The 8,471-nt window shown below is 69.5% G+C and carries 8 protein-coding genes; 1 reads left to right on the forward strand and 7 read right to left on the reverse strand.

From position 1 onward, the window contains the following. Nucleotides 1-314 precede the first annotated feature (314 nt). From EJK15_RS65195 to EJK15_RS65220, 6 genes are all read right to left on the reverse strand, one after another. Nucleotides 315-884, reverse strand: coding sequence for a ferritin-like domain-containing protein (locus EJK15_RS65195; protein ID WP_138720248.1), 570 nt, complete (start codon nucleotides 882-884; stop codon nucleotides 315-317). Nucleotides 885-900: 16 nt separating this feature from the next. Then, complete coding sequence (locus EJK15_RS65200) at nucleotides 901-1,605, reverse strand: MIP/aquaporin family protein (protein ID WP_338089969.1); 705 nt, start codon at nucleotides 1,603-1,605, stop codon at nucleotides 901-903. Between the two features lie 372 nt (nucleotides 1,606-1,977). Then, nucleotides 1,978-2,586 carry a Uma2 family endonuclease gene (locus tag EJK15_RS65205; RefSeq protein WP_240778048.1) on the reverse strand — a complete coding sequence of 203 codons (609 nt, stop codon included), beginning with the start codon at nucleotides 2,584-2,586 and terminating at the stop codon, nucleotides 1,978-1,980. A 130-nt stretch (nucleotides 2,587-2,716) separates the two neighbouring features. Next, nucleotides 2,717-3,721: an enolase C-terminal domain-like protein gene (locus EJK15_RS65210; protein ID WP_171075344.1), complete on the reverse strand. Its 1,005-nt coding sequence runs from the start codon at nucleotides 3,719-3,721 to the stop codon at nucleotides 2,717-2,719. Nucleotides 3,722-3,731: 10 nt separating this feature from the next. Further along, a complete protein-coding gene (locus EJK15_RS65215) occupies nucleotides 3,732-5,108 on the reverse strand; it encodes an MFS transporter (RefSeq protein WP_240778049.1) in 1,377 nt (458 codons plus the stop codon). A gap of 73 nt (nucleotides 5,109-5,181) precedes the next feature. After that, nucleotides 5,182-5,913, reverse strand: coding sequence for a TetR/AcrR family transcriptional regulator C-terminal domain-containing protein (locus EJK15_RS65220; RefSeq protein WP_138720250.1), 732 nt, complete (start codon nucleotides 5,911-5,913; stop codon nucleotides 5,182-5,184). 100 nt (nucleotides 5,914-6,013) lie between these two features. On the opposite strand from EJK15_RS65220, the gene EJK15_RS65225 reads away from it, so the two are divergent. Continuing rightward, on the forward strand, nucleotides 6,014-7,459 hold the full coding sequence (locus EJK15_RS65225) for an MFS transporter (RefSeq protein WP_138720251.1): 1,446 nt from the start codon (nucleotides 6,014-6,016) through the stop codon (nucleotides 7,457-7,459). A gap of 3 nt (nucleotides 7,460-7,462) precedes the next feature. Here the strand turns inward: EJK15_RS65225 and EJK15_RS65230 are convergent. Further along, the coding region (locus EJK15_RS65230) for a VWA domain-containing protein (RefSeq protein ID WP_138720252.1) at nucleotides 7,463-8,471 on the reverse strand (1,009 nt) is incomplete at its 5' end.

Here is an 8,471-nt window from a genome sequence, read left to right on the forward strand (position 1 = left end):
GCCCACCCTCCCCACGCCGATCCCTCCGACCCGTCGGGGTCTTCGACCACCCCGTCGAGCGAGACGAACTCGATGACGATCACTTGACTCATGACTTTGGCCCTCCTCGAGGCTGGTTATTCAGCCACAGGACGGGCCGGAACGCCTCTGGGGGACAGGCAGCGAATGTGATGCTGGTCACATCAGACAGTCGCGTAACCCGCTTGCTGAGGTCGCTGGTCCACGACTTATCAGACATGCCGGGGCTTTGTGGTGTAGATCACGACTCCGGGTGGCGCCTACCGTGGTGTGTGCGATGCTCGACGGCATGCGCTTCAGGCCGGCGGTTGGGTCCCTTCCTCGGTGTCGGGAAGGCGGGCTAGAAGGGGAGAACCGCCGCGGAATCCGCGGCGGAAGCGTCCGCGCGGGCCGCGGCCGAAGAATTCTCCCAGCCAGGCGACGTGTTCGCTCTTCTCGTTCTGGATGGCCTGGACCAGCGCGGCGGTTCGCTGATCTTTTCCTTCGGTGAGGTCGCGAAGGCCGGCGTAAGTTCGGACGGCCTGCTGCACGGACTCGATGAGCGCTTCGGCTGGGTCAGCCGGGCCGGCGAAAACGTCGTCCTGCCGCTCGTCACCGTCTCCGAGGAACGGTCTGATCTGCTCGGGAAGACTGCCACCCAATTCGTGGATGCGCATGACGAGCGCGTCGAAATGGTGGCGGTTCTCGGCGCGGATGTCCCTGAGGATCTCGCGCAGTCCCTCGTCCGCGAAGCCGATCGAATGAGCTGCCAGGACCGTGTAACGGTAGACCGAGCTCAGCTCCGCTCTGGCGGCGGAGGAGAGCAGGCCGATCAGGGCGTTCACGTCGATGCCCGCTCGCTCGACGGCTTCGCGCGGGGTGGTCATGTGATGGCTCCGGGTCTCAGGCGGCGGTGGCTTCCAGCGGGGCGCGTTCCTTGGGGTTGAGGGCGAGGAACACCACCCCGGCCAGGGCTCCGCCGACGAGGTCCGCCAAGAGCCAAATCCAGATCTTCGACCACGCGAACAGCCCCATGGTGGCGGCGCCGACGGCGACGGCCGGGTTGAAGGCGCCCCCGGAGATGCCGCCCACGGCGAACGCCCCGGCGGCGACGGTGAATCCGATGGCCAGGCCGTAGAAGCTGTTGCCCGGGTGGTCACTGCTGGTGGCCGCGTTGAGGACCACGTACGCGAGCGCGAACGTGAACAGAGCCTCGGCCAGCAGCGCCACCCACAGGTCGCGACCCGAGGGCGACACCTGCGTCACCTTCGCCGGGTTCACCACGAAGCTCGCCAGCAGTGCGGCGATGACGCCCGCGACGAGCTGGGCGATCCAGTACGGAACCGCGTCCGCGAGGCCGATCCGGCCGCGCAGCAGCACGGCCAGGGTCACCGCGGGGTTGTAGTGGGCGCCGGAGATGTGGCCTCCGGCGTACACCATGACCATGAGGATCGCGCCGATGGCCACCGGAGCGAGGGGCGCCATCGCCAGGACCGTGGCGCCGACCGTGAAGACCAGGAAGAAAGTGCCGATGAACTCCGTAATGTAGCTGCGCATGAGGTCCTCCCTGCGGAACGGGGCTGTTCGGTGCCGAAGAGCGACAATCATGAGCCTGGCATCGGTGCCGGCTGCGAACGAGATCCGGAATGCTTACGGCTCCTTACGGCACCATTACGGTGGCGGCCTACGGCCCTGCGGAAGGGAGACTTGGAGCGGCCAAGCCAGGTCTACACCGGGCGGTGGAAAGTGGCGCGCCAGCGGTGGCGCTCCCGTCGCGCAGGTCCTCGATCGTTCCAGTCTCCAGCCCGTCCGCCGCGAACGCCGCGATCTCCGACGGGGTCAGCGGCCACGGCGGCGCGAACGCCGGCCCGCCTTCCTCTTCGCCCCCGCGACCGCGCGCAGGCAAGAGACGAGCTCGCGGAGAAACCAGGAAATGACCACCCGCAGGCCACCCTGAACCAGTCATAGGAGCCGTTGCGGTCAGACCTTGAAGATCGAGGTGTCCAGCTCGAAATCGACCGGGGCGGGCAGCTTGATCGGTGTTCCCATGTCCACCTTGAAGATCGTCCTATAGGTGTCGTCCTTGATGTCACTGAACACGGTGACGGCTGGGGTCTTGCTGATGGGATCGATCAACAGGTAGATCGGCACTTGACCCACCGCATAGAGTCGAACCTTCTCCTCACGATCGGTGCGGACGCTGCCGGGGGAGACCACCTCGGCAACCATCAGCAGCCCGGACGACAGCAGCTCCCCCGCGCCCCACCGCGGGCAATCAGGAGGCGCGAGGACGAAGTCGGGCACGAGAGAATCTCGGGGTCCTTCGATACAGATGTTCAGGCCGCCGGGGGCTCCACGCCATCCTCGCTCTCGGCAGACGGGGAAAAGGGCATCATGCAGGTCTACTGCCATCCAGGTGTGTTCTGGACTGCCCATAGGACTCACAAGCAGGTTCCCTTCGACGACCTCAACCCGGAGACCGGGGAGGGGGGGCAAGGCATCGAACAGCTCACGAGCGGTCTGCGGTAGGTGCGAGAAGCTCGCTTGGATTGATTCCGTGTGGTGCTCTTCTTCCACCATGGCGACCATGGAATCTTTCCCTTCGTATTCGAACGGACACGCAAAGTATTCCAGCTTTCGAGCGCGTCCGCCACAGAACACCGATCGCCACAGCCGACGCCGGCGGTCCACTCACCCACCGATCGACCGGGTGGGAACCCTACGCGTGGAAAGTGTCCTTCGCCATCCGCCGCAGTCGCGTCTCGTCGACGTCGTGGCCCAGGCCGGACTGGGTGAGCGGGACGGCGATGACGCCGTCGTTGGCGCCGACGATCGGGGTGACGATCTGGTTCTGGCGGGGTGGCTGTGTGACGTCGCACGGCAGCGTGCAGCCCGGCAGGCTGGCGACCGCCACCGTCGCCGCCCTGGCCAGCCCCGCCCCCTGGCCGCCGGTGCACTGGATGTCCCAGCCGGCCGCCGCGGCCCGGTCGTGCGCGCGGCGGGCCTCCGTCAGCGACGGGAACGCGGTCGGCCGCAGCAGCAGGACGCGGGCGGCCCGGAGCGTCAGGTAGTCGTCCAGCTCGGCGGTCGAGCCGAGCTCGACCGCGATCGACGCGGCCACCTCGTCCTGCAGCGCGGCGTGCGTGTAGACGTCGCCGGCGGCGAAGGGCCGCTCGATCACCTCCAGGCCGTAGGAGTCGAGCGCGACGAGCTGGCCGAGGTCGGTGTAGGCGTTGCCGCAGTCGACGGCCAGGGTCAGCGCGGGGTACGCCTGCCGCACCGCGCGTATCGGCTCGATGTCCCACCCGGGCCGGATGTCCAGCGTGACGTGCCCGTACCCGGCGCAGACCTGCTGGTTGACCCGGCTCACGAGGCTCTCGGTCGACGGGTCGGGCGTCAGGCGGACGGTGGCCATGAGCGAGGTGCGGGTGCCGCCGATCGCCTCGGCGAGCGGGACGCCGCGCATCCTCGTCCACAGGTCCCAGCAGGCCATGTCCACCGCCGAGTCGCCGCTCAGCACGGTGTCGGGATGCTCCCAGTCGACGCCGACCAGCAGGGCGGCCAGCGTCTCCTCGAGCCTCGACCAGGTCTTGGGCTGAGGGGAGAGCGCCTCGCCCCAGCCGGTCATGCCACCGTGGTCGGTGAGCTTCACGAGCAGGCTCTCCGACCTCTTGCCGTACGGCAGAACCAGCCGGAAGACCTCAAGCTCCCGCACTCGCGGCATGTACCCCCCTTTATGACGCGGTTCTCTCCATAGTGCCTGCTTGTGCGGATCGAACAAAACGCGGGGCCAGGACGAAGGCCAGGAGCGCGAGTGCGACGGTGAAGGCGAGGCCGACGGCGTAGCTCTCGGCGGTGGCGGTGAACAGGGCACCGCTGACCGCGACGGCGACCACGGTGAACACCGACTCGCCCACGCCCACGGCGGCGCTGTTCTGGCCTTCCTCGCCCTCCGCCGACATCTTCAGCACCAGCACGGACACCGTCGGGTGCAGCACGCCGATGCCGAACCCGGCGACGGCCATGGCCACGTACGCGACCGCGATCGGCACCGAGTCGACCAGCACGAGCGTCACCAGCGCGAGCCCGATCGCGATCATGGCGGCGCCGCCGCGGATGGCGGTCATGTGGCCCATCCGGCCGCGGCCCTTGATCCAGGAGCCGGTGGACCAGCCGAGCGCGCCGATCGTGAGCACGACGCCCGCACCGGTGGGGGTGAGACCGCGCTCGTTCATCAGCATGAGCGGGATGAGCACCTGGGCCGCCGTGAGCGAGCCGAACGCGAGGCCGCGCAGGACGGGCGCGGTCGGCAGGCCGGGCGCGGCCCTGAGTGAGCCGGGCAGCAGCAGCCTGGGCAGGGCCACGGCCAGCAGGACGACGCCGGCCGCGAGGAGGGGCAGGCCGGCGAGCTTGAGCGCGCTGCCGTACTGGATGAGCGCGGCGGCGACGGCGGTCAGCGTGGCCCAGACGAGCTTGCGGCCGAGGCCGGGGACGGACTCGGCGCTGCCGGCCCGCAGGTCGCGGCCGGCGGTGCCGCGCCAGAGCAGCAGTGCCGCCGGGATGACGATCAGGGAGACGCCGAGGAAGATCCACCGCCAGTCGGCGTTCTCGACCACGAATCCGGCGATCGTCGGCCCGATCATGGACGGCACCACCCAGGCGGCCGAGAACAGGGCGAACACCTTGGGATGCAGGGCGCCCGGATAGACGCGGGCGACCAGCACGTACAGCGCCACCTGCGTCGATCCGGCCCCGAGGCCCTGCACGAACCGGCCGGCGACGAACACCTCCATGTTCGGCGCGAACCCCGCCAGCAGCAGCCCGGCCACGAAGGTCGCCACGCCGGCCGAGATCGGTTCCAGCGGGCCCCGCCGGTCGCTCCACCGTCCGCCCAGCACCGTCGCGATCACGCTGGCCGCCAGCGTGGCGCTGAAGGCCAGGTTGTACAGGTGCATGCCGCCGAGCTCGCGGGCGACGACGGGCATCGCCGTGGCCACCGCCATCGCCTCGAACGCCACCAGCATGACCAGCGCGACGAGCCCCACGCTCAGCGCCCGGTACTGAGCGGACACCACGCCGGGTGTCTCCGGTGCTTCCACAGTTGTTGTCATGCAGGGCAAGCTATGGCGGGACCGCAGGCCGGCACATCGGGCGCGGGGCCTAGGAGGTCCTCGGCAATTGGGCCTAAGGCATGCGGGCCTCGATGCCGTCGAGCAGCAGCTCCAGGCCGTAGGCGAAGCGGTCCTCGCCGTTGTCGGCGATCAGTTCGTCGATGTACTTGACCAGGTGCGGGAACCGGCTCAGCGGCAGCTCCCGGTAGTAGGCGGCGATCTGCCCGGCGAAGTACTCGAAATACTCCCCCGGGTCCGTCAACCCGGCCGCCCGCATCCGCGCGTAGTGCAGTGAGCCCTCGTAGGCGTCGCCGACGACGTACAGGGAGAGCCGGTCCATCGCCAGGGAAGCCTCACGCGGCGTCATTCCGGCCTCGATGAGCAGCCCGAAGACGAACTCGCCGACGCGGACGGAGTTCTCCCCCGTGGGGACGTTGGCCAGCGCCGCCCTGGCCACGTCGGCGTGGGCGGCGAACACCCGGTGCGCCTCCGTTGCGTATCCGCGCAGTTGTTCCTTCCACCGGCCGGGATCGCGCTCGGGCAGCTCGATCTCGCCGAGCACCCGGTCGTAGATCAGCTCCAGCAGCTCGTCCTTGTTGGCCACGTGCGCGTAGAGCGAGGCGGGGCCGGTGTCGAGCTCCTGGGCGACGCGTCTCATGCTCAGCCCGTCGAGTCCCTCGGCGTCCAGGATCCGCAGCCCGGTCTCGACGATCAGCTCCTGGCTGAGCTGCCGCTTGACCTGCGCCGGCTTGCGGGACTTGCGCCACGGAGGCACGGGCACGCCTCCGGTCTCCTTGGGATCCATGCGAACAGCGTACTTGACACGAACAGTGTTCGCCACTAAAACGGTGTTCGTAACGAACGCCGTTCGTTGTCTAGAACACTGTTTGTGAAGGAGTTTCCCCATGACGGTCACCGCCTCCGTGGCGACAACCGAGACTCAGCCCTACCGATGGCGCTGGGTCGCGCTGTTCGTGATCCTGGCCGCCGAGGTCATGGACCTGCTCGACGCGCTCGTGACCGCGATCGCCGCCCCCACGATCCAGAAGGAGCTGGGCGGGTCCGACAGCCTCGTGCAGTGGCTCGGCGCCGGATACACGCTGGCCATGGCCGTCGGCCTGATCACCGGCGGTCGGCTCGGCGACCTGTACGGCAGGAAGCGCATGTTCCTGATCGGCTCGTTGGGCTTCACCGCCGCCTCGCTGCTGTGCGGCATCGCGATGAGCCCCGGGATGCTGGTCGGCAGCCGGGTGTTGCAGGGCCTGTTCGGCGCCGTGATGATCCCGCAGGGGCTCGGCCTGATCAAGGAGATGTTCCCGCCGCGCGAGCTGGGCAAGGCGTTCGGCATGTTCGGCCCGGTCATGACCATCTCGTCCGTCGGCGGTCCTGTCCTGGCCGGCTGGCTGATCGACGCCGACTTCTTCGGTACGGGCTGGCGCATGATCTTCCTGATCAACCTGCCGCTCGGCCTGGCCGCCGCGCTGGCCGGGATGCGGTTCCTGCCCGAGTTCCGGCTCGCGAACGCCACCAAGCTCGACCTCGGCGGCGTCGCCCTGGTCTCGGCCGCCGCGGCGCTGCTGATCTACCCGCTCATCCAGGGCCGCGAGCTGGGCTGGCCCGCGTGGACGTTCGTGGCGATGGCGGCCTCGATGGTGCTGTTCGCAGCGTTCGGCCGCTATGAGTCGCGCCGCGCCAGATCGGGCAAGGACCCGCTGGTCACGCCCAGCCTGTTCCGCAAGCGCGCCTTCACCGGCGGGCTGGTCGCCGGGCTGGCCTTCTTCTCCGGCCTGATGGGCTTCGGCCTGGTCTTCAGCCTCTACACCCAGCAGGGCCTGGGCTTCACACCGCTCCAGGCCGGCCTGGCGGGGCTGCCGCAGGCGGTGGGCGGCGTGCTCGGCTTCGGGCTGGCGATGTCCGGCCTGCAGGAGAAGCTCGGCCGGGGCCTGCTGCAGCTCGGCTGCGTCGTCATGGCGGCGGGCGCGACGGTGCTCGCGCTGACCATCAACCTGGCCGGGGTCGACGTCACCGCCTGGCAGCTCGCCCCCGGTCTCGGCCTCGTCGGCATCGGGATGGGTCTGACCATGGCGCCGTTCTTCGACATCGTGCTCGCCGGGGTCGAGCCGCACGAGTCCGGCTCCGCATCCGGCACGCTGACCGCGGTCCAGCAGCTGGGCGGCGCGCTGGGCGCCGCCGTACTGGGGACGCTGTTCTTCAACCTGCTCGCCAGGGAGTGGAGCTTCGGATCGACGATGCAGGTCACGGTGTGGGTGGAGGTCGGGCTGCTGTTGCTGACGTTCGCGCTGTCGTACCTGCTGCCGCGCCGGGCCCGGCCCGAACAGGCCGGGCACTGAGGGTCACGTGATGAGGCGCCGCTCCGCCCACCGCGCGATGTCGCGCCGCTCGATCGCGGCGGCCATCAGGTCGGGGAACGCATCCGGGGTGCAGGCGAACGCCGGCACCCCCATCGCGGCCAGCGCGGCGGCGTTCTCGTGGTCGTAGAACGGCGCGCCCTCGTCGGACAGCGCGAGCAGCACGATCACCTGGACGCCCGCCTCCGTCATCGCGGCCACCCGGCGCAGCATCTCCTGCCTGACGCCACCCTCGTAGAGGTCACTGACCAGGATGAAGATGGAGCCGGCCGGGCGGCCGATCAGCCCCTGGCAGTACGCGATCGCCCTGTTGATGTCGGTGCCGCCGCCGAGCTGGGTGCCGAACAGCAGCTCCACCGGGTCGTGCAGCTGGTCGGTGAGATCCACCACCGCCGTGTCGAACACCACCAGCGACGTCTTCAGCGACCGCATCGACGCCAGCACCGCCCCGAACACGCTCGAATACACCACCGAGGCCGCCATCGATCCGCTCTGGTCGATGCACAGCACCACCTCGCGCTGCACCGACCGCTGGCGGCGGGCGTACCCGACGAGCCGCGACGGGACGACGGTCCTCCGCTCGGGCAGGTAGTTCTTGAGGTTCGCCCGGATCGTCCGGTCCCAGTCGATGTCGGCCGCCCGCTTGGGGCGGTGCGTCCTGGCCGAGCGGTCCAGCGCGCCCGTCACGGCGGCCCTGGTCTTCTGCGCGAGCCGGCGTTCCAGCTCCGCCACCACCTTGCGCACCAGCGCCCTGGCCGACTCGCGGGCCCGGTCGGGCATGACCCGGTTGAGCGCGAGCAGGGTGCCGACCAGGTGCACGTCCGGCTCCACGGCCTCGAGCATCTCGGGCTCGAGCAGGAGCCGGGTGAGGTTCAGCTTCTCGATCGCGTCCTTCTGCATGACCTGGACGACGGTGGACGGGAAATACGTCCGGATGTCGCCCAGCCAGCGGGCCACCCGCGGCGCCGACGCGCCGAGCCCGCCCTCCCTTGTC

This window comes from Nonomuraea basaltis (genome assembly GCF_005893125.1).
Classification (GTDB): domain Bacteria; phylum Actinomycetota; class Actinomycetes; order Streptosporangiales; family Streptosporangiaceae; genus Nonomuraea; species Nonomuraea basaltis.